This is a genomic window from Agarilytica rhodophyticola, from assembly GCF_002157225.2.
In the GTDB taxonomy this organism is placed as follows: Bacteria; Pseudomonadota; Gammaproteobacteria; order Pseudomonadales; family Cellvibrionaceae; genus Agarilytica; species Agarilytica rhodophyticola.
On the sequence record NZ_CP020038.1, the window covers coordinates 4,135,888 to 4,158,311 of the forward strand.

17 protein-coding genes are annotated in these 22,424 nt (G+C 41.4%); 8 read left to right on the plus strand and 9 right to left on the minus strand.

From position 1 onward, the window contains the following. Positions 1–5: 5 nt before the first annotated feature. Positions 6–1,619, minus strand: coding sequence for a response regulator (locus BVC89_RS17350; protein ID WP_103654280.1), 1,614 nt, complete (start codon positions 1,617–1,619; stop codon positions 6–8). Between the two features lie 277 nt (positions 1,620–1,896). Between BVC89_RS17350 and cmoA the strand changes: the two genes are divergently transcribed. The 4 genes from cmoA to BVC89_RS17370 are packed head-to-tail and all read left to right on the plus strand — an operon-like array spanning position 1,897 to position 6,148. Continuing rightward, complete coding sequence (gene cmoA / locus BVC89_RS17355; protein ID WP_086932406.1) at positions 1,897–2,670, plus strand: carboxy-S-adenosyl-L-methionine synthase CmoA; 774 nt, start codon at positions 1,897–1,899, stop codon at positions 2,668–2,670. Further along, positions 2,667–3,641, plus strand: a complete 975-nt coding sequence (cmoB, locus tag BVC89_RS17360) for a tRNA 5-methoxyuridine(34)/uridine 5-oxyacetic acid(34) synthase CmoB (protein WP_173780734.1) — start codon at positions 2,667–2,669, stop codon at positions 3,639–3,641. The genes cmoA and cmoB overlap by 4 nt, the downstream gene beginning before the upstream one ends. Before the next feature lie 42 nt (positions 3,642–3,683). Then, a complete protein-coding gene (locus tag BVC89_RS17365) occupies positions 3,684–4,181 on the plus strand; it encodes a GNAT family N-acetyltransferase (protein WP_216825000.1) in 498 nt (165 codons plus the stop codon). Positions 4,182–4,240: 59 nt separating this feature from the next. Then, on the plus strand, positions 4,241–6,148 hold the full coding sequence (locus tag BVC89_RS17370; protein ID WP_086932408.1) for an ATP-binding cassette domain-containing protein: 1,908 nt from the start codon (positions 4,241–4,243) through the stop codon (positions 6,146–6,148). 217 nt (positions 6,149–6,365) lie between these two features. On the opposite strand, the gene BVC89_RS17375 is transcribed toward BVC89_RS17370, so the two are convergent. Further along, complete coding sequence (locus tag BVC89_RS17375) at positions 6,366–7,139, minus strand: ribonuclease H1 domain-containing protein (RefSeq protein ID WP_086934659.1); 774 nt, start codon at positions 7,137–7,139, stop codon at positions 6,366–6,368. A gap of 379 nt (positions 7,140–7,518) precedes the next feature. Between BVC89_RS17375 and BVC89_RS17380 the strand changes: the two genes are divergently transcribed. From BVC89_RS17380 to BVC89_RS17390, 3 genes are all read left to right on the plus strand, one after another. Beyond that, positions 7,519–9,693, plus strand: a complete 2,175-nt coding sequence (locus BVC89_RS17380) for a TonB-dependent receptor (protein WP_086932409.1) — start codon at positions 7,519–7,521, stop codon at positions 9,691–9,693. 131 nt (positions 9,694–9,824) lie between these two features. Continuing rightward, complete coding sequence (cdd, locus tag BVC89_RS17385) at positions 9,825–10,706, plus strand: cytidine deaminase (RefSeq protein WP_086932410.1); 882 nt, start codon at positions 9,825–9,827, stop codon at positions 10,704–10,706. 257 nt (positions 10,707–10,963) lie between these two features. Then, the gene (locus BVC89_RS17390; RefSeq protein WP_086932411.1) at positions 10,964–11,266 is read left to right on the plus strand and encodes a hypothetical protein; all 303 of its coding nucleotides are present in this window, start codon (positions 10,964–10,966) and stop codon (positions 11,264–11,266) included. Positions 11,267–11,378: 112 nt separating this feature from the next. Here the strand turns inward: BVC89_RS17390 and BVC89_RS17395 are convergent, their stop codons facing one another. The 4 genes from BVC89_RS17395 to BVC89_RS17410 all read right to left on the minus strand — a co-directional run bounded on the left by BVC89_RS17395 (position 11,379) and on the right by BVC89_RS17410 (position 16,820). Further along, entirely contained in the window at positions 11,379–12,599 is a 1,221-nt protein-coding gene (locus BVC89_RS17395) for a NupC/NupG family nucleoside CNT transporter (RefSeq protein WP_086932412.1), read from the minus strand. A gap of 310 nt (positions 12,600–12,909) precedes the next feature. Beyond that, positions 12,910–14,310: a carbohydrate-binding protein gene (locus BVC89_RS17400; protein WP_086932413.1), complete on the minus strand. Its 1,401-nt coding sequence runs from the start codon at positions 14,308–14,310 to the stop codon at positions 12,910–12,912. Between the two features lie 596 nt (positions 14,311–14,906). Continuing rightward, positions 14,907–15,881, minus strand: coding sequence for a nucleoside hydrolase (locus tag BVC89_RS17405; RefSeq protein WP_086932414.1), 975 nt, complete (start codon positions 15,879–15,881; stop codon positions 14,907–14,909). Between the two features lie 54 nt (positions 15,882–15,935). After that, on the minus strand, positions 15,936–16,820 hold the full coding sequence (locus BVC89_RS17410; RefSeq protein ID WP_086932415.1) for a ribokinase: 885 nt from the start codon (positions 16,818–16,820) through the stop codon (positions 15,936–15,938). 483 nt (positions 16,821–17,303) lie between these two features. Between BVC89_RS17410 and BVC89_RS17415 the strand changes: the two genes are divergently transcribed. Then, on the plus strand, positions 17,304–17,951 hold the full coding sequence (locus tag BVC89_RS17415; protein ID WP_216825001.1) for a TetR family transcriptional regulator C-terminal domain-containing protein: 648 nt from the start codon (positions 17,304–17,306) through the stop codon (positions 17,949–17,951). Between the two features lie 18 nt (positions 17,952–17,969). On the opposite strand, the gene BVC89_RS17420 is transcribed toward BVC89_RS17415, so the two are convergent. The 3 genes from BVC89_RS17420 to BVC89_RS17430 form a co-directional block, all read right to left on the minus strand. After that, on the minus strand, positions 17,970–19,106 hold the full coding sequence (locus BVC89_RS17420) for a response regulator (protein ID WP_158658002.1): 1,137 nt from the start codon (positions 19,104–19,106) through the stop codon (positions 17,970–17,972). A gap of 113 nt (positions 19,107–19,219) precedes the next feature. Next, the gene (locus BVC89_RS17425) at positions 19,220–20,365 is read right to left on the minus strand and encodes an HDOD domain-containing protein (protein WP_086932417.1); all 1,146 of its coding nucleotides are present in this window, start codon (positions 20,363–20,365) and stop codon (positions 19,220–19,222) included. After that, entirely contained in the window at positions 20,365–22,374 is a 2,010-nt protein-coding gene (locus BVC89_RS17430) for an MHYT domain-containing protein (protein ID WP_086932418.1), read from the minus strand. Before BVC89_RS17430 ends, BVC89_RS17425 begins: the two co-directional genes overlap by 1 nt. Positions 22,375–22,424: the final 50 nt, after the last annotated feature.

Below are 22,424 nucleotides of genomic sequence, written 5' to 3' on the forward strand. Positions count from 1 at the left end.
TGACCTCACAGTAGAAAAACTTCTGATATTTTCTTCAGCTTTATAAAACGTTGATATTGACTGTGGGAATTATCAATTATGGATTCAACAGCATTGAGAATAGAATGACATTCTTCTTTTAACGCTTCATCTTCAGGTGTGCTTTTCAATTTGCCAATCACTGCCTGCACGATATTAAGACCAATGCCCACATGTTTAGGAAAAACAGTACGCGCTTTTTCAAAACACGCAATAGCGCGATCAAACTCTCCTTGCGTATACAAAGCAATCCCTTCTTTATTCGCTTCAGCAACCAAACGGCGATTGCTATGACTCGCCGGCTCGCTAAGAAATTGATCAAGCTTTTCCAATGCCTCTTGATCATCTCGATATTTCTCTTGTAACTCTTTTAAAAAACGTTCGACCTGATCTTCGGCATTAATAGATAACAACAGTAGTATCAGCTCAATATCTGCGTCTATACCTTGGATCGTAGCTTCGGCAATCGCATCGTCAATACATGCCTTAGCTTTTGTTATATCGCCCAGGCAAGCACTGACTCGGCCCTCGAGTAAACGACATCTTGACTCTTGTTCAGAACTGAGTGCATATTCTTGACGAGTTAGGCTCAATACCTCAGTTGCATCATCAATAAGCTCCTTAGGAAGCTCGGAATGATTTTGCACCGCATTAGCCACAGTGCGTACAAAGCTTAAGTTATCTTCCACACAACCGTGACACGATAACTTTCCCAATTTAAGTGTATTACGGCGAGCTTCAATGGCTGTTAATGCATCATCGTTATCTTCTGCAACAGCCGCCAAACGTCTTTGTCGCAATATCGACATGGGAGAGACATAAACCGCTTTTTCGATGGTTTCTTGTACGGCTTTTTTCTCCCCTTTTTGCTTGAGGTTTTCCGCTAACAAATCATATGCAGGTAAATACAGAGGGTTTTCTTCCACAATTTGATATAGCCAGTCTCCTGCTGTGTCCAAATCGCCTTTTAATTGTTTTACTCTTGCCAAACCTAAGCGAGCCCAATCGAGAGGTCTTGCCTCTAAGGCATGGATATAAAGTTTTTCAGCTTTTTGTAGTTCTCCCTGTTCGATAAACACTTGGCCAAGTAATTTTTGAGCAGCACTCGCTTGTCGATCTTCACTTATAGATAAATCAATGAGCAGATCAGTGGCCGTTTCCATATTGCCTTCATCTAAAGCTGTATACACTGGCCGAAGTGAATCTTTCTGAGCAAGCAAGCGCTCGATACGTTGCCGTAGTATCATGGCCGTAATAGGCTTCATCAAATAATCGTCTGGCTCACAATCATAGGCAGACATGACAATGTTGCGACTGGCCTCGGCGGAAACCACAATAAAGATACTGGAGCGGGAAAGGTAATTATAATGGCGCAAAGCTTCTAGCACATGCTGGCCATTGCGCCCCTCCCCTAAATCATAATCACACAAGACAACGTCATATTTTTTCTGCTTACACTTTTCGATAACCTGATCGCCATTAGACGCCATTTCAATATCACTGACCCCCAACTCCGTTAGCATAGTATTAACTAAGCTGCGGAAGCTGCCGAAATCGTCTGCCACTAATATTGATAAGTCCTGGTATTTAATTTTGCTCATCAGCTGTTTAAATATTCCTGCAATAAACACTCCCTACTTCGTTCATAGCACACAAAAGTCATCCAGCGTGTTGTACATTTTTTATATGATGCTTTAGAAAGTGTAGTTGATTCTCTTTAGTTTCCCTGTAAAAAAGACTTACAAGCATAATCTGCTACTGTATAAGGCCTCTGCCCAGCACCACTAACAGGTTATAAAAGGCGATAAATTCAAGAAATATTCGTCTATTCGAGGTAGAATAGCGGCACAAAAAAAGGCGCCAGCAATAGAAATAATCATGACAACAGTAAAACCTAATAACGATAACAAGCACGACAAAGAGAATAATAAAGACACAATCTACAGCGAGCCTCTGGGCAAAGTTGCCGACTTTGTGTTCGATAAAAGTGTGGTTAATGTATTCCCCGACATGATTAAACGCTCGGTTCCTGGTTATAGCACCATTGTTCACATGATCGGCCAATTTGCCGAACGCTATAATCAAAGTGGCAGCAAATGCTACGACCTTGGCTGCTCTTTAGGTGCAGCTACTCTGGCTATGCGCCACCGTATCACCGCGGCTGACACACATATTGTCGCCGTCGATAATTCAGCAGATATGGTAGAACGCTGCCGCCAAGTGATCGATGCGGACTCCGCAGAGGTGCCTGTAGAGCTCATCCATGATGATATTCTTAAAGTTGAGATTACCAATGCTTCGGTGTGCGTGCTTAACTTTACCTTGCAGTTTATTCCCCTTAAACAGCGCCAGCAGCTGCTTACCAAAATATACCAAGGCATGCTGCCAGGGGGAATACTCATCATATCGGAGAAGCTCAAGTTTAGTAATAATCACCACAATGAGTTGATGACCGAGTTCCATCATTACTTTAAAAAAACCAATGGCTACAGCGACATGGAAATTGCCCAAAAACGCAATGCTATTGAGAATGTGTTGATACCTGAATCATTTGACGTGCACCGCCAAAGACTAGAGGACATCGGTTTTAAAAATACCGAACTCTGGTTTCAATGTTTTAATTTTTCATCCTTTATTACATTCAAACAATGATCGACTATTCACAACTTATCGATGAGCTGTCACGCACAGCATTGAAACCCTGGGCAGAAGTCTTACCGGCGCAGATCGAACACAATTTATCTCACCAACGCTATGGTGATTTAGCACAATGGCTAGCCGCTTTTGATGCATTACCCTCGCTCTCGCCATCTACTTATACTCTAAAAAGTGAAGTCAGCATCGGTAATGCTGATGACTGCAGTGCGCAACAAAAGGAGATCTTAGAGCAATGCCTGCGCAAGCTTATACCCTGGCGTAAAGGCCCCTTTCAACTATTTGGCATACATATCGACACCGAATGGCGATCTGACTGGAAATGGGAGCGCTTATTACCTCATATTGCGCCATTAAAAAATCGTACGATACTGGATGTTGGTTGTGGTAACGGTTATCACTGTTGGCGCATGCTGGGAGAAGGTGCTAAACGTGTTATCGGGATTGACCCCTCGCCGCGTTTTATCGTGCAGTTTCATATGATCAAAAAATACCTTAACCAACTTGCAGTGGATATCTTGCCTGTCGGAATTCAAGAGTTACCGGATAACTTATCCGCATTTGATACCACTTTTTCTATGGGTGTGCTCTACCATCGCCGCTCCCCTATGGATCACTTGAGGCAATTGCGAAGCACCTTAAGACCTGGCGGCGAGCTAATATTAGAAACGCTCATTATCGAGGGAGAACTGGGACAAAGCTTAGTACCAGAAGGACGCTATGCACAGATGAATAATGTTTGGTTCCTTCCCAGTGCTCCCACTCTTATCTCGTGGTTGCAAAAGTGTGGCTTTGACAACGTACGCTATGTAGGTAGCGACGCCACATCCGTTAATGAGCAGCGAGCAACGGACTGGATGACCTTTCAATCATTGGAAAATTTCCTCGACCAGGACAACCCTCAGCTTACTGTTGAAGGCCACCCGGCGCCATTACGTGGTATCTTTGTTGCCAGAAGAAAAAGCTAGCAAAAAAGTTTGTATACAACGAGTTTCCCTAAAAGAGTACCTATGAGCACACAAGACACACAACTCCAGGTTATTAACGTAGATTTTAGCCAACCTCTACAGCGCCAGCATCTACGGGATATGTTGATGAGCTATTCGGCCGATCCTATGGGTGGCGGCGAAGCCTTGCCTCAAGCTATAGCACAGCAAAGTATCGACCTTATGGCAGAAAAAGATTTTGCCCATGGATTTCTCTGCTACCACCAAGATAGGCCTGTTGGCTTCGCTAATTGCTTTGAGAATATTGCCACCTTTGCAGCCAAATCTGCCATCAATATACATGACTTAGGTGTAATCCCCGAATACCGAGGCAAAGGTGCTGCCCAAGCACTGTTACAAGCCGTCGAAGACTTCGCCCGTCGCCATGACTACTATAAAATTACGCTAGAGGTGTTAGAAGGCAATGAACGGGCAAAGGGCGCTTATACAAAATTTGGCTTTGCAGGCTATCAACTCAATCCAGAATTAGGCTACGCCATGTTCTGGCAAAAACTGCTTTAAAACGCACCACAGCGTTCTACCAATACCATTACTTTCCACCAACATAGACCATTAGTTTAATGATTCAACTTGATCAAATTCACCTTCAATTGGGCAGTAAAGAATTATTTGCCGATGCCAGTTTAACGATATATCCCGGTCAAAAATGGGGCTTAATCGGTCAAAACGGCGCAGGCAAGACCAGCCTATTCAAGCTATTTTTAGGTGAGTTACACGAAGATAAAGGCCGTTATAGTATTCCCAAAAATTGGCTGCTGTCTCATATGGGTCAAGAAGTGGCAGCATCGTCGCAAACAGCCTTAGACTATATCCTCGACGGCGATAAAGAACTGCGGCAGCTAGAGCAAGAAATAGCTCAGTGCGAAGGTGGCGAAAAGCTCGCACACCTGTACGAAAAAATGGAGAGTATCCAAGGTTATAGCGCCACCTCCCGTGCCCAGCAGCTCCTGCATGGTCTTGGTTTTAACAACGGTGATGATGGGCGCAAGGTGACCGATTTTTCAGGTGGCTGGCGCATTCGTCTAAACCTCGCTCAGGCACTGATGTGTCGCTCTGACTTCTTGTTGTTGGATGAGCCCACCAACCACCTAGATTTAGATGCTACCTACTGGCTGGAAAATTGGCTCAATGATTATCGTGGTACCTTACTTATTGTGTCTCATGATCGTGAGTTCTTAGATAACGTGGTGGGCAATATTGTCAGTATTCATAACCGCCAATTAGATACTTACGTAGGCAATTATTCCTCCTACGAAAAACAAAAGGCTGAACGCCTCGCCCAACAAGCGGCCGCTTACAAAAAGCAGCAAGAACGTGTGGCAGAAATTGAAGATTTCGTCCGTCGTTTTCGTGCTAAAGCCACCAAAGCCAAACAGGCACAAAGCCGACTTAAAGAACTGGAGCGCATGGAAATGATTGCGCCGGCACATATTGAGTCCCCTTTTAGCTTTCGCTTTCCGACACCTGAGAAACTGCCGCAATCTTTAATAAACCTCAGCCAAGCGGCTATTGGTTACGGCGCAGATAAAGTCCTTGCAGACAAAATTGAACTAAATATATTGTCCACCTCTCGTATAGGCTTGTTAGGAAGTAACGGTGCCGGAAAATCCACCTTGATGAAAACTCTCGCCGGAGAAAATGCCCTGGTACAAGGAGATTTATCTGAAGGCACACATCTGCGTATCGGTTACTTTGCTCAGCATCAGCTCGAAGCACTTGATCTCGACGCATCTTGCGCCCTGCACTTACAAAGGATTAAACCACAGGAAAGCGAACAAAGTATTCGCAATTTTCTCGGCAGTTTCGGTTTTTCCGGCGATCGCGCTTTTGAAAATATCACCCATTTTTCTGGCGGCGAAAAGGCACGTCTTGCCCTGGCAATTGTTGCCTGGCAAAAGCCCAATTTATTACTGCTCGATGAACCGACCAACCACCTTGACCTAGAAGTGCGACATGCCCTGACCCTCGCGTTGCAAATGTTCGAAGGGGCTATTGTGGTGGTATCACACGATCGTCATCTTCTGAAAAACACCGTCGATACCTTTTTATTGGTGGATAATAATAAAGTACAAACCTTCGATGGCACACTGGACGATTATCACCACTGGTTGCTGAATAAAAACCAAGGTACCGGGAACAATACTGATAACGATAAAAACATCCCAAAAGATTCACCAAACACTGATAAAAGCTCAGATAAAAAAAGTAAACGGCAAGCCGCCGCTGCTGCCAGAGAAAAATTAAAACCGCTCACCAATGCTATCAAAAAACTCGAAAAAGACATCGAAAAATATCAGCAAGCGCTGGATCAAGTCACACAGGAATTAGCCGACCCTAGTCTATATGAAGGCAATAACGAAAAACTACAAACCCTAATTCAACAACAAAAGACACTTCGAGAAACACTGGAAAGTAAAGAAGAAAGCTGGATGGAGAAAACCGAAGAACTTGAAATGTTGAATGCTTAGGGCTTGCCACCTCAAAGCACATTGAGCATTTAAATGGCAGCAAACAATGAATCTCTTTTTATAGGGAAACATTAGAGCTTCTTTATTATGTTAGACATATACAGAAGCTCTGTCTTACCCATAACACACCGTTATCATTAGATTGGGCAAATAAAGTGTGACCTAAGAAGGGTGTTTTTAACATAGAACCTTTAGCAAGGATTCTTACACTAACCAACTAACCAGCACGCATCGCTAAAATAGTGCCTATATCAAGGGTATCTTTAAAACGCGAAAACGATTTATCTTTTCTTTCTACTGCCACCATTGTCATTCTATCGGCAAGTTCATTACCTTCAACACCAACATGACCATTCACATGGAAAATATTAATATCGCTCTTTAGCTCTTGATAAAGGGCAAACATTTCTTTAATAAGGGCTAAGTTTTTAATTTCGCCACCAGATTTTTTCCAGCCTTTTTTTTGCCAGCCAGCCGCCCACTGAGTAATACATTGAATTGAGTACTTGGAGTCACAATAGATCGCAATAGAACGATCTTGCTGAATTTCGCTTTGAGCCATCAATAATGCTTGATGCAGTGCATTTAGTTCAGCAGTATTATTAGTGCCTTTAGGATTGTACAAGCCGTACCATAATTCATCGAGCACATCATTACGATAAACCGCAATACCAGAGCCCGCTTCACCGGGGTTAGGCTCACAGCCGCCATCGGTAAAAACTTTGGTATCCATCGTCATCGCTGCTATTTCATCGCCATTGTAGGTTTTAAGCCCTTTGTTAGCAGAAGATGAGGCAGTAGCGCGCTTATTGGATGTGCCAAGTGCAGCGGAGGAAGGCTTGCCGTTAAAAGCTTGCTCGGCTTCTTCTTTTGTTTTGAAAGATTTGTAGCGCGCACCTGGAAATTGGTCAACATGCTTTTTGCATGTGTTCCAGTCGGTAAAAATGCCTGTTTCTCGACCTTTCCATACTACGTAAAACTTTTTTGCCATAATAATTGCTCTGGTAAACAAATAGCCGAGCATTTTACCTTAACGCACCAGCCCCTGTTAGGGTTAAATTAATGATAACCACGCCTTGCAAATTATTGACCATTAGGTAAAATAAATTTTAAGCGCACTATAAAAATATAATTTATAAGGTCAAATTCGCTTCGTTCGTTTTGCCATGGGGTTAAAGCCATTGTTGTGGGGCACCTTTAATCAATTTCACATTGGCAATTAATTTCACAATAAGAATGATGGGCTGTAGAGCTGATCACGAGGTCATTTCTCGGATTGACAAAGCAAACACCTTTTTGCAATACCTTCAAAAGTATTTCGTTAGCGAGACTCTACTAGCAAACAGCGATTTGACAGGGGAAAAATATACATGAAATTAAAAAAATCCTTAGTGGCCTTTACACCACTGCTTACTCTTACCGGCATACCTGACAGCTTGGCACAGACAGCCAGCAATAATGATTCTCAGGAAAACTTCTTTGAAGAGGTTGTGGTAACCGCGCAGAAGCGCGAACAAAGTATTTATGAAGTTCCGGTTGCGATAAGTGCATTCTCCTCTGATCAGATAGAGAAACAAGGCATTAGCGGTCTCATTGATATAGGTAAATTTGTTCCCAACTTGAATGTAACTGGCTTTGGCGGTGGGCAAGTAACATCGGCCAATCCCTTTATTCGTGGCATCGGTCTACAAGATCACTTGATCACCACTGATCCAGGCGTTGGGGTCTATGTAGATGGTGTCTACCTAGGGCGACAACTGGGACAAAACCTAAGCCTTGCCAGTACTGAGCGAGTAGAAGTATTGCGCGGCCCCCAAGGTACCCTTTATGGCCGTAACTCCATCGGTGGCGCCATTAATATTATCACCCGCAAACCTGGGGATGGGGATGATTTTGCCAAACTATCCCTACAAGCCGGCAGTCGCGGCCGCGCCAATGCCTCGCTCTATGGCAGCTATCAAATCAATGACCAACTGGCAATATCCGCTTCTGGTAGCTTTGAAAGCCGCGACGGAGTGGGCGACTTTGTCAATGTGGATACCAGCACCGAAGTAGGTGAATTTGAAGACCTATCGGGTCGTATCAGCATACTCTGGACACCCAGCGATAGCTTTTCACTACTGTTAAGTGCCGATGCCAATGATGCCGAAAGTGGTCTTGGCCCCTATCGCACTCTGATTGACGAGATTCCCAACGGTGCACCTGCACAGGCAGGTCTATCGAATGCTGATCAGCCTGCTGACCCTTATGATAATGCCACCGGTGAAGCGGATCTTGTGGATAATGAAAACTCCGCTTCTGGAGTCTCAATCACCGCAGACTGGACCATATCTGATACCTTAAATCTGAAAGTTATTGCCAGTGATCGCACATCCGACTATACCACCGGCCTTGACGACGATGGCACCATTACTAACTTCCTCGCCTTTGGCGAAGAAGGTGAAGCGGATCAGTCTTCTTTTGAAGTGCAGTTAAACGGCACCTATGATAAGTGGGACTTTGTGTCTGGGGTCTATTTCTTCGAGGAAGATGGCTTTGCCTTGCAGCCTAATTTCACCTTTAATGGAGGCCCAGGTAGCGAAACTCTGTCACAAGAGACTACCAGCCAGGCGATATACGCCAATATCGGCTACAACGTCTCAGACAAATTGCGACTCGGCGGCGGCATTCGCTTTACTGAGGACGAAAAAGAAGCGGCAGTGGATATCAATTTCGGTCTGATTCAAGCCACCGCAGAAGAAACCTTTACGGAGACCAGTTGGGATTTATCGGCGACTTATGAACTCGATAGTGGCATGTCTACCTATGCCAGTATTTCAAATGGCTTCCAGTCCGGTCAGTTTAATCCGCGCCCATTCTGTTTGTTTGGTTCATTCGACTTCGCTACTGGAGTCCTGGATCCGGTCAACTGCTTCGATCAGGATCTCGATAATATTACCGCACTTAATTATGAAGTAGGAATCAAAGGCCAACTGACCAATAGCCTGCAAATGAGCTTGGCGGTATTTAACACAGAGTATAGTGACCTACCCTATCAGGTAAGCACCACTACTGCGAATGGCTTTAATACAGTCAACATCATTGTCGACCAAACCTCAAGAGGATTGGAGTGGGAAAGCTCCTGGCGTATAGTCAGCGATTTCTTCCTAAATACCTCTCTTGGCTATATCGATGTCGACGTGGATGATGAAAACGCAGTGGCGCCGCTAACACCAGAGATAACCGCCTCGATAAGTCCACAGTATGCCTTCTCCGTTGCTACCGGCGGCACGGTTACCTTACGTGCAGATTACTCCTATCGCGATGATATGTTTGGTGAGCCCAGCGATGACCCTGGCCGTTTAACATCACTCAATAGTCGTGATCTGGTGAATTTTGACGTGAGCTATTTATCACCGGATGAAAGCTGGACGGTGGGGCTTTACGGGCGCAACATCTTCGATGAAAAATATGAAAACGCCCGTTTAAACACCGGGGATTACATACTGGTTATTTTAAATAACGATCGCAGCGAATTTGGCTTACGCTTTACAAAAGAATTTTAAACCAGCACTTACCCTCTTAAACCTTGGGTTTTTGAGGGTAAGAGTATTTTTTTATTTTTTACTGCCAACTAAACATGTTATTTCCGTCCCACTAGTCATGTAGAACTTGTTGTCTCTCATGAGGTAATACGATGAACGAAGATATCATTCGACAAGCACTCAATAGTTTTTCACCCCAGCAACAAGCAGTTATTCAACACCATATTAATGCGCATAATTTTAATGGTGTACTGCCCGCTGATCTGGTAACACAACTTTTGCAGGTACCTGCAAACCTAGCAGAGCTAATGCTGAAATTTCTCCCTCTAGCTCGTCACTATGCCCTGCCTGCAACATCGGAGTTTTATGTGGGCGCGGTTGTCGAAGGTAAAAGCGGCGCATTATATCTCGGTGCCAATTTAGAAATTGCTGGCGACGCCCTTGCAAGTACTATCCATGCTGAGCAGTCCGCGATTAACAACGCATTACTGCATGGCGAAAAAGGCGTGGTTCGTATCGCCATTACCCATCCACCTTGCGGTCACTGCCGACAATTTATTAATGAGATAAAAGATGCAGCAGCAATAGAAATTATTGTTTTAGACAAGCCCACTCTTTCTCTTAGTGATCTATTACCTGAACCTTTTGGGCCAAAAGAGTTAGGCTCTGAAAAGATGTTGTTTTCACACACACAGAACAAACAAGAGACATCAGACGCTTATATTAATCTCCAACATAGTTACGCGCCCCATACTCAATCTCCAGCTATTGTCCGCCTAGAAGTTTTGAGTGAAGAAAATAAAAACACCGAAGTATTCGGCATATATATTGAAAACGCCGCTTATAATCCCAGCCTTTCACCTTTAATTTCTGCCCTGGATAGACTACGTTTTTATGAGCAAGACTTTAAGAAAATTAAAACGGTTGAATTAATAGAAAGGAAGGAAGCAAGAATCAGTCAGCGACAACATATTTTATCCTTACTCAAAACCATCGCTCCCAATGCAGATTTTATATATAAAACGCAACACTAACGTCTGTAAACGCACATTAGAGCAAGCCAGCCAGAACCTATTTCATAGTTTAATTTAGCAATATAAATAGCATACGCTATTTTCTTTAATCACTCCTGGAAATCGAATTGGTAGATAAGGTTCTAGCAAGCTGACGTGAATCGAACTTAATTTTTGTCACGTCTACTAAAAAGCATAAAACACTTAAGTATTACGATTTAATACTATTAATAGTATATAAAATCTTTCACTAAAGAATGACGGAGGCAGACATCGCAATGGGCAATGAAGTTTATGGTAAATATAGCTCCCATATTAATAGACCGATACTAAAGTCTACAAAAAAAGCTAAAAGTAAAATGGCGGCAAAAGCGAGTAGTAAAAAACCACTAATGAATACCAAGCGAAAAGATGCTAAAGAAGCTATTAATGACCACAACATGGATCAGCTTGCCATTGGTATGAAGGGATTAACATTAGATGGCTCAGGTATCCCTAAGCAAATACCAAAAGTTGCGGAGAGAGGAAGAATACCTCACGCGGGCACAGGCAAAGCAACAAAAATATGGAGCCGGAAGTAAAACGCCGGTGAAAACTCTACCAGCTCATACACTCATTTTTTGCATGCTAAGCTCGCGCAAATTCAATTATTGTATTTCCTAGTTTTATAAAATGTCTCTACATAGACTGGGTCTATGACAAAGACAAGTAAAACCCTGCAATTGTTGCACTCATTAAATTTGCCATAAAGCCTGCGCACACTGCACGCAGACCCATTTGTGCAACATCGGATCGTCTATTGGGCGCGATACTGGATAAGCCTCCGATAACAATGGCAATGGAAGAAAAGTTAGCAAAACCGCACAGCGCAAATGTCACTACTACTTTCGAATAATCACTTAAGGCTTCTTTTTGCTCGGCAAAATCGGCAAAGGCAATAAATTCATTAAGCACAAGTTTTTGGCCAATAAGACTACCGGCAACTTGGGTTTCAGACCAAGGCACTCCCAATAAAAATGCCACCGGTTGGAAACAGTAGCCCAAAATCATTTGCATGGATAAATCAGGCATACCAAACAGTGAACCTAACCAAGCAATAATACCATTGAGCATGGCAATTAAAGCCACGAAAGCAATGAGCATGGCGGCGATATTGGCCGCTAGCTTCAAACCCTCACTGGCGCCTGTAGCCGCAGCATCGATAACATTGGCATACTGATCATGTTCCTCTTGTAAAACTGTCTGATCATCATCGAAAGATTCACTTTCAGGCATCATCATTTTTGCCATTAAAAAACCACCGGGAGCGGCCATAAAACAGGCTGCCAATAGATACTTCATCTCTGCACCAAAAGCGACGTAACCGGCGAGTATAGAACCTGCAACCGTGGCCATCCCTCCCACCATAACGGCAAATAACTCCGAGCGGGTCATACCGCTAATAAAAGGCTTTATTACCAGAGGCGCTTCTGTCTGACTAACAAAAATATTAGCCGTAGCCGAGAGAGATTCAGCGCGACTGGTTTGTAAAAGCTTTTGTAAGGCGCCACCGAGCACTCTAACGATAAACCCCATAATACCCAGGTAGTAAAGTACCGATATAAGTGCCGAGAAAAAAATGATAATAGGTAGTACGTGAAAAGCGAAAACAAAACCTATTTTGAATTGCCCAATATCTCCAAACATAAAATTAATACCGGACTGACCATACTTTAATACCCCGGAAACACCATTTGACAGCGACTCAAGCACTGTTTTTCCCGCAGGGACATAAAGAGCAATTGCACCAATAAAAAATTGCAAACCAAATGCAGCTGCGACCGTGCGAATATTGATCGATTTTCGATGACGAGACAATGCAAAAGCGATGGCTAGCAACGTAATCATGCCCACGAGGGTAATAACAGTTGTCATAGCGTAATTTCCTTGGATGTAAAACGTATTATTAAAATTATTGCCTTGAGGCTTGTCTATCTACTTACCTAGACACGGTATATAGATTAATTCGTAGAATTTGTGACTCGACACGCCAAAAGCATACTCTACCAGTTCTAGCATCTTAAATCATTGCTATTTAGAGTCGTCAGCTGAAAGAATTGGAAAGCTTCAACTAGGCTTTCTGAGAGCCTGGAAGAAACTATACAGATGAGGAAGGGAGTCAATTTTGCTTCCCTACAAGTGCGGAAGAATACCTGTAGGGAAGCGTTTAGAAAACCACTAGATCCTAATTACAAGGTGAAGAACCACACATACAGACACTTGTATTACTTTGACTATCTCGGCAATCCGTTGCACGATTACCAAAGATATTTCGACATTGTAAAGTAGTATCACATTGATCGACTGCACCACCGTTGCCGGTACGAACAACATCCAACCAATTCAAATTAAAGTTACCCGCTTGTACTTGCACACGCAAAGTTTTGTTACCGGGGGATAACCGACCTATTGATGTAGATTTTGTTTGCCAGTTTTGCCATCCACCGGTGTCGCCAACAGCAACAGTATCACCGCGAGTTACACCATCAACTTCAATAGAAAACATACCATTACCAGCTTGTGATGCAACACGAGTATCTACTCTATATTCACCAGCCCGAGTCACACTGATGGGGTACTCAAGCCATTCATTACCATCGATCCAACCAATGTTATAACCGCCGTTCGCATCAGTAGTACTTTGTATATCTACATTGTCATTGCGAAATTGACCACCGGCATTACCCGGTGTGGTATCAAAAAAGTTAGCGTAATTTTCAGCTTCTATTTTAGCGGGTACAGAAACGCGACCACCACCATTATTGGCACCGTCGTCGTCTACTAATTTATAAGTATGAACCCAGTCGACATACATAGTATTTATCGCATTGTTATTGAGATCACTGCGCACAGCTAAACCACCAAGATAGTTGGCATCGGCAGTCCAAAGATCCCAAATTAAATTCAAGTTCCTTGTGAAATTTCGCGCAGACACAACTTTACCAGCAGGTTCTCCATTTAAATAAAACTGAATATTCTTTGCGTCTTTCCACCATACGCCTACCACATGGTAATCTTCGTTCCAACGCACACCTTTTAGCGGGTTACTATTAGATAAATTTCTATTATCAAAATTATCGGCATTTCTCTTAGTATCGCCATTTACTACATGAAAATACTGTGAATTCATTTGCCACGGGAAGTCAGGTTGGCAGCCACACGAGGGCTTGGAATTATTTTCGATAACATCAATTTCATCTCTATTGTTAATATCACCGTTGTTCAACCAAAAAGTGTTAAATGCAGAAATATGTGCTGTTCTTATTCTGCTTTCAGTATACATAGGGTATTTAATTTGAGCCTTAGACATGACTCTTGATGTCTGAAACCATCTTTGTGAAGAATTGTTAAGCGTGGCTTTGATCCATAGATTGCCATTGGAAACACCAGAATTTTGCGCAACCATATTAACCGGCACACCATAGTTCCATAAAGGTTTTGTCCATTTAGAATCGTTAAACCCGTTATTAAACTCATCAGAAAGATTATTTTGCTTAACCCATTTTTTACCAGTGGGTGCTGTTGGCTGGGCAATCGCATTGACACTTAATAATGCGATAACAAGTAAATAAAATGGTTTTATCATCGTTATACACTCTTTAACCGTTGTGCGTTTAGATATTTTGAAAACTACGTCATGATTATTTTTATCACTGGAAAACAACGGCTTTTATTTGCTGTACGTTTCATTCATGCAATAAAAATATCAATTAGATCGCTTTAATGTATTTTAGGAGCCGCTCTAATAATTAAATTAATTATGTTTAATTATTAATTTAACGTAACACTTAAGGAAATTTTTTTCTATCGACAAAAAATATCTTTAGCGACACTTTTTTTAAAAATAGAACTGCAGCTTAGATGAAATAACGTATAATAAATATAAAAAATAAATTCGATAGGGGTAGATTCTTTTTACGCTAAGCTAATACATCTAACAGCCCTAACAAAAGCCTAAGAATAAAATTATCAAGGGTGAATACAAAGTAATAAGAGATTTGCGGAAATCGTCGCTATGGAGAGGTATAAAAAGAAGAGTGTTATGAAAGACAGCTGACGAGATACATACAATATCGTTAATATCGACAGCCGTCTTATTGATAAATGCTAAAAATCTAATATATCTACTTCAACACTGTGGCCAGAAAACAAGCTTAAAAAATAGAACCTAAAATCAAAAAATTAGACTGGCGCATGTTCTATTAACGCATCGAGAAATACACGCCTTACACGCTCCGCATCTAATTGCATAGCAGCATGGGTGTTAGGCCTATCATCCCAATGAGACACTAGATATTCATTGCCTTTTCGATCGATCGCAACTTGACCAATAGCTACTCCATCTGTGATAACCCTTGCCGCACCGGAAACCACTTCAAAGGCATCCGGGGCAACCACATAAACCACAGCGCTGGCATCGTGCATTGCACAGGAACGTTCTAGATCCTGCTCTTCAGGCCCTCGACGATTGACATAAAAGTCCACATAAAAACGACTACTGTCCCAAAGGAATTGCCCCGTCTTTTTGGCTTTATCTTTAAGCTCTTTCAAATTGCCATCAGTCAGCATCACTTTATGTGTGACGTCTAAGCCAATTAAAGTTGCTGGCCAATCATGGGAAAGAACAATATCAGCAGCATGAGGATCGTTAATAAAATTAGCTTCAGCAATAGGACTGACATTACCTGGCTCATCAATAGTACCGCCCATAATCACCAGTTGTTTTATCTTACTTGGTAACTGAGGATCAAGCATTACCGCTTTTGCTATATTCGTCAGAGGGCCGATTGCTACAATAGTTATTTCACCAGGCTGCTCGTTGGCAAGACGAACAATAAATTCTGCTGCACTTTCGTCTAATGCTTTACGATCAGATGAAGGTAAATTTAAATTTCCTAAACCATCAGTACCATGCACAAAATCAGCCGGTGGGAACTTCGCTTGTTGCAAGGGTTTACCTTCTCCACCAGCAACCGGGATATTAGGTCGAGCAAATAAATCGAGCAAAAGTAGCGCGTTATTAGTGGTAATACTGACATCAGCATTGCCGAAAACGGTCGTTAGGCCGAGCAATTCAATATCAGGATGTGCAATAGCGAAGGCAATTGCCTGGGCATCATCAATGCCTGGATCTGTATCAATAATTATTTTATGCATGGTGAGTACCCCTTTTGTTTAGTCGACCTAAAATATAAATAAATTGCGCGGCTATTATGTGTCGAGTTCATTCAGCGCAGGAATGGCACTTATTGCACCCTCACGAGTAACGGCTAGTGCGCCGGCCTGACAGGCTCTGAGTAGACAGTCTTTCTCATTTAATCCGTCCACTAAGCCTGCTAAAAAATAGCCGACAAAAGTATCACCTGCAGCAGTTGTATCTACAATACGCTCAGCCTCAACTCGACTACGACTAATTTCACCATCAGCAGAAATGAGTAAAGCGCCTTCCCCTCCTAGGGTGATAACGATTCGCACATTGGGCAACATAGTTTTCAATTCTTGGACGATATCATCCAGCGAACTTGCTCCACAAAGGGCTTGAGCTTCACCTTGGTTGACAATTAAGGTATCTAAAGTTTGAAGAGGCAAATCTTTAATACCGTCTGTCATAGGAGCAGGATTAAATACTATTTTAATGCCTTTTTGTTTGGCTAATTCGAACGCTTGAGCAAGTAAATTGGTTTCGTTCTGCATTAGTAAATATTCAACCGAATCCAGTTCATTAAAAATTTGTTGAAGATCTGAATGTTGAAACCCTTGATTAGCACCACCGTGTAAAACAATGGCATTTTCACCTTTATCGTCCACCTGAATAATAGCGTGGCCACTGGGCCCATCAATGAGCGAAATGCAATCTGTCTTGACATTTAACGATGCTAGCATCTCTAAAGCCCATTGATCTGCTTTGGATATACGACCAATATGGGCTACATCGACCCCTGCCCGGGCAAGTGCTGCGGATTGGTTTGCGCCCTTGCCGCCCAGACCGGTTGTTAAACCCAAACTCGATAGGGTTTCACCAGGCTGAACAAAATGGTTTACTTTATAGACATGATCAATATTAATTGACCCAAAATTAACAACTTTTGCTTTCACTTAGTATTAGACCCGTTCCGATTATGCTTTTATCTAGCGTTTACTTATCTATTTCTACCTATTTATTGCACGTTTTCAGCTATTATCTGACTGCTCAGCTGCAAAATTTACCTTAGCTCGAATAGTTAAGTTAAGTAGCTAAACTAATGATAAAACAGTAAAAAATCTATTATTACTGACTCGGTACAACACTTTTATGACATTACTGCTTCATTATACTATTTAAGCACCATTATCTAGGATCTAAGCTTCAATGTTAACCAAGCTAAATGTCCAGAGTATTGACCGATTATAGCCGCACAATATATGCAATTATTAGTTCATGACATAAACTTTACCCTTTGGTAAAATAAAATGCAACTGCTCAAGTAAGATGTCACTTTACTGTAAAATTTGACTGAGCATAGGGACACTTTTTAAGATTCACTTAACAGTTTATGTTAAATTTTCAAACTAGATAAGAAGCCCGCTAATAAGAGGCTTATGAATAACGACAACATGAAAAAAAGAAAAGCTCGCGAACCTTCCGAAAATAGACAACAGATTGAAGCTCGTATTTTACGTGCCTCAGAGAAGATCTTTGCGAGCAAAGGCTTCAGTGGTTCGTCTATGGATGCGATAGCAGATGAGGCTAAGCTATCGAAACAGAATTTGATCTACTATTTTCCTTCCAAAAAAGTCCTTTACGCTAAAGTTCTCGAGCATGTTCTCGATCTTTGGATTGAAAAGATGCATGTATTTGAAGAACCAGGCCTCTCGCCCAGAGAGATCATGGAAAGATACATCAAGAAAAAATTACAGCTGTCGAGGGACTACCCCGATGCCTCAAAAGTATTTGCTCATGAGATTATTAACGGTGCCCCGGTACTTCGTGCGCACATTTTAGAACATGCAAAACCTCAGTTTGAACGGGATGTGGCGGTCATTAATAGCTGGATAGAACAAGGCTTAATAAAGCCAGTTTCACCGCAACATCTATTTTTTGGTATTTGGGCTTCGACTCAAACCTATGCAGATTTTGCCACTCAAATTCAGTTGCTATTAGGTAAGCCCTCATTAGATGATTCAGATTTCGAGAATGCCTGGAAGTTTATAAGTCAAAGCATCCTCGAACCATTCTTTACTGAGTAGGCGGTGATTTTTAACGACTTATTTCTTTTTTATTCCTACACTAATGGGCTCAACAATGCCTGACCCTTTAGAAAAATTAATAAGCCGATTGATTAATGGAGATGTTAACGTCTGCCCTTTACAAAGGACGATACCACCATTTTTCGTAAACACATCTTGGGCTAAAATCATGCCTTTTTTCATGTCTCCGATTGCTACGTCACGGATAATCGTATTAGATTTTTTAGACTGATAGGTTGCAAGCGAATCAATAAATACCCGGTCGTTAGGGGAACTATAAATATCGGTCAAGACAGCGCAAGCTTCAAGGACTTCGGTATTTTCTCGCAAGATAATTTTATCAAGCATACTGGCGATTCGCAGCATTCTCGCTCCCGCTTGCACCTTACCCGTCAGTGATTCTAAATCCCTATCTGTGCCAAATTGAGACTCAATCATTAGTGCAATATTTCCAAGTCGGGGGATAGTATCAACTAGCTTCGCCCCTGCCATTGGTATACTTTTCATAGTCTCTCTTTCGTCTTCGCTAAGTGGCACTGTACTGAATGCTTTTTTTAATAATTCAGGGGGTAAAATTATTGCGCCGACCTGAGATAACATAGCAGCAATTTCAAATTCCCATATACCCTTCTGATTTGTCGCACTCGCCATGTGTGAAACGTAATCTTTAATATAGGTCGAGCGACTAAATGCTGTAGGAGCTACCATACTAAGTACTTCAGTTAAGACCTTAATAGATCCTCTTAGTGTTTTTTCTAGTAGTTCTTTTTCAGCTTTTATTAATTGATTTAAACGTACCCCCTCATTAATATTTGCGATTAATTTTTCTTCAGGGCAAGGTTTGAGTAAAAACCTGAAAATATTGCCATCGTTTACCGCGGCTATCGCAGAATCCATGTCCGATTGTCCAGTAAGAAGTATACGAGTCGAGTTAGGCGCTAAGGCCAAGGCTTTAGATAAAAACTCGGCACCGTTCATTTCAGGCATACGCATATCGGAAATAATGACGGTGAAATTATTGCTCTTTATAAGCTCAAGGCCTTCTGCTCCGCTTGTAGCAGTTTCAACCTCGAAGTGTTCAAATAAAATACGACTCAAACCATCAAGCACATTCTTCTCATCATCTACACATAATATACTGGGCAAACTATCCACAATACACATCCTATAATAGAAAACTACCGTTACAGTGATAATTGATAATTTATTTTTCATTTAACAAAAAAAGACACCGCCATTTTTGTTGAATTCAAAAAAACCAATCTTTATCAAGCATCCGATAAAATTTGGTTAGCAATTTTCTCCCACTTTGAAAGGCTTTCAGTAATCTTTAACTCTTCGACAAAATCATCATCTATTTTTTTTCTTTCAATGAGCATGTGAGACAAAAATACAGCTGCTGATATACCAAAATCAGAATTAATTAAATGCTCCTTATCCTGATGCTTCGCAACACCTTCAACAATTTCATCGGGAAAACCCCACAAGAAGAGTAAATATGCTCCTACTTTTCCATGATTGGTATCAAAAACTTCCTCTTCTAGTTCCTTCAATTCAGAATAACTATTAGCCTTTAATATACCACTATACTGTTCGGCTTTTTCTGGAAACACTTGCAGTAACAACAACTTACCTATTTGGTGCAGTAATGCAGTAAGTATTGCTGCTTCTCTCTGTTCAGGACTTACCATATGTACGACTAAACTGCTGATTAGCAAGCACTTTTCCTGTTCTTCAATAAAGTTAATATCTTTATTATTCGGTAAGTTCGCATAGGTTTCAGTAAGTAAAACAATACTATTAACAAGCTCCACCCCTAAACGAACGATGGCTTCTCTGACATCGTAAATAGTCTTTCCTCTAGAAAAAAAAGAAGAGTTTGTTAGTTGCAATACCTTTGCGGTCAAGGGAGTGTCCTGTGAAATAAGATCAGCAACTCCGTCCAAGTTTTCGCCATCATTGCTCAGTATTTTTTTTATTTTAGTAAATGTAACTGGCGGCGTTGGCAAAACATTAGCATTACTTACTGCTTTTTTAATACTGTGATTTGGCTGATTAGCGAGCCCCTCTTCTATATGAGAAAGTGTCTCCATTAATACTTTTTCATCGCAGGGTTTATCAAGCCATTGGTGAGCGACAAACCCTGCCTGCATAGACATATCTTGATCAGCGTGACCTGAGAGTACTATTTTAACAAGATGCGGTTGTATTTTAGATGCTTCGGATAATAGTTCTACACCATTTATTTTAGGCATTAACATATCTGACACGATAACATCGAAATCCTCATCAGCCAGCATTTCCAGAGCTTCTTCACCACCGCAAGCAACTTCCACTTCCCAATCGCTGTCAAACAAATTTCGCTCTATTCCATCGAGAATCATTTGTTCATCATCTACAAAAAGTATTTTCATCAAGAAGCCACCTTTTCAACATCTAAAGTTTTAATTTTTAAAGGCAGCCTAATTTCAAAAGTCGTACCCTGCCCTTCTTGAGATGAAACATTAATTGTGCCATAGTGTTTATCAACAATAACAGAATAGGCAATACTTAAGCCTTGACCAGTACCTTTGCCTACACTTTTAGTGGTAAAGAATGGATCGAATATTTTTTGCTTAACATGATTAGGCATACCTTGACCATTGTCAGAAATCTCAACAACCGCAAAATCACCCTGCAAACTTGTTTTTATATGTATTTTCCCTTTTCTGTTATCAATTTTAGAGATACTTTCAATAGCGTGAGCAGCGTTGACGATTATATTTAAAATAACTTGATTGAATTCATCTCTAAGGCAAGGCACAGCGGGGACATTTTTATCGAAATCACATTCCATTTCAGCAATATATTTCCATTCATTACGAGCAACAGTGACCGTTGCCTGTATGGCTTCGGCTAAATCTATATTCTGCTTTTCACCATCACTTGGATGAGAAAATGACTTCATTGCACTAACAATAGTAGCAACTCTTTGCAAACCATCTAAAGACTGATCAATTGCTTTGGGTATTTCGACAGAAACAAATTTTATTTTTGCTTTCTTTAGAGCTTTTCTCAAATCAGTTAAGTCATCAACATTTATGTTGCCAATCCCTTTGTCTGCGATATTTTGAGCCATATCTAATGCATTAAGTATCCCAACAAAAGCTTTTTTCAAAAAGGAAGTATTGTCAGAAATATATTGTGTCGGTGTGTTAATCTCATGAGCAATACCAGCTGCCAACTGACCTATCGATTCCATTTTTTGTGATTGTCGCAGCTGTTCTTCGAGTTTTTTACGTTCAGAAATGTCTCGGATAACTGCGGTAAACATAACCTTTGAATTTATTTCCATCCTGGAAAAGGAGACTTCAAGGGGAAATTTTTCACCATTTGAGCGAACCCCTTCTATCTCTTTGCTTTTATTTAAAGCACCCACCTTCTGCGATTCGTCTAGCAAATGCTGATAATTAACAGACGGTATTAAAAACTCGGCTTTTTTACCTACTATAGTTTTCCTACTGTAAACAAACATCTTCGCTACAGCACTATTAAATGTTTCTATTTTACCTTTGTGATCGATAATAATGAGCGCATCAGCTAGAGTCTCGACTACGGTATGCTCGCGAACACTATGAATAAATAAATTATTTTTAGCTTCCTGAAGCCTCTTATCAACCAAAGTCCCAATAACAGTAATACCTGAAAATATGATAATAGTTAAGAAAATCAGAAGTGCGAAAACCAAGGATTGCGATGATTGCATGTTATGAATCAATACCGTATCGCGACTGACATAATAAGTCACCGCAGCCATGCCAGTATAGTGCATACCGGAGACGGCGCAACCCATTACACAAGCGCTTAATACTCGTAATGAAACGCCTTTGCCCTCCCCAGTTTTCAGTAAAACTCTTACATAAAGAGCAATAGTAGCAAGAATATGAGCGATGCAAATTGATCCAACAAATAGCCAGAAATCATATAGCATGGTCGCTTCTACGATCATAGCTTCCATACCCACAAAGTGCATTGTCCCTATACCTGTTGCTAAAGAAAGAGACCCTACTTGTATCCACCAGAAAGAAAACATACGCAGAGCGAGAATTCTAAGCGCAATATAAGAGCCAAAAACAGGTGGAAAAACAGAAAACAGAGTAATCCAAGGTTCGAAGTTCATCGGCAACGGCAACATAAAAGCGAGCATTCCCGTAAAATGCATTGCCCAAACGCCTATTCCCATGACACATGATCCAAACCATAGCCATAGGTTTAACATGTCTTTTTGAGAAGATGCCCAGATGCGCTCGATAATAACAAGCACAGAATATGCGGCTAGAGATGCAATCGATACCGACAGAAATATTAACGCGTAATTAAAATCACCTGCGACTTCGACTAGGTTGTCTTCGGATAGCTTTTTAAAGCGCCAAAATTCAAACATTTAACCTTGCCCGCTTTGATTATGAGAGTATACCTCCGTTTTTATTATAG